This window comes from Hymenobacter terrigena (assembly GCF_054776515.1).
Map to the genome: position 1 here is coordinate 1 of NZ_BAAHBU010000020.1, position 583 is coordinate 583.

The following is a 583-nucleotide window of genomic DNA, read 5'->3' on the forward strand; positions in this document are numbered from 1 at the left end:
AGTAACACTCTTTCAATATATACCTCTAGCACCTATTAGAGTTTCTTCAATGGTTTTACTCATCAATGGAGGTAAATTATAATCATTCATATTTCGACCCAACTTACCACACCCATGTTGTAGTTTATATATCTTTGATTTTAAGAAAACTTTATTATTTTTAAAAACAAATGAGTTATTATAATTATTTTCTTTATCTTGATTATTTCCAATAAAAGATACTTCTCTAAGAATATCTTCATATTTTTTACCTGTTTTTGCTTTTTTAATTATTATATTTTTTAGCTCTTTTCTTATATATATTTTAACCTTATTATTATCAGATAAGCTATCTAAAATATAATCACATTGTTTTATATTTTCTAGAATACTAGCATTGTAAATAATAGGTGCTAATAGTTTATTTTCTGGGATATTTTTAATAGAAATATCTAATAGATTTTTAGTCGCTTGCGTAACAAAATTAGTCATGACACAAAATATAGAAAGATAAAAGAGGAAATGTTATATGTTCAGTCAGTTGATTTGTACCTCTAACTAAAATCAACTTTAAATTAATAATAATTATTTATATACAAAAGTC

The 583-nt window shown here is 22.8% G+C and carries 1 protein-coding gene; it reads right to left on the reverse strand.

What is annotated here, in order from left to right:
* Positions 1-12 precede the first annotated feature (12 nt).
* On the reverse strand, positions 13-471 hold the full coding sequence (locus ACYU7Q_RS21880; RefSeq protein WP_460611582.1) for a hypothetical protein: 459 nt from the start codon (positions 469-471) through the stop codon (positions 13-15).
* Between the last annotated feature and the right edge of the window lie 112 nt (positions 472-583).

Bases quoted from the DNA above. Each gene is read 5' to 3' on its own strand.
- ACYU7Q_RS21880 (WP_460611582.1), bottom strand. From the start codon at position 471: ATGACTAATTTTGTTACGCAAGCGACTAAAAATCTATTAGATATTTCT.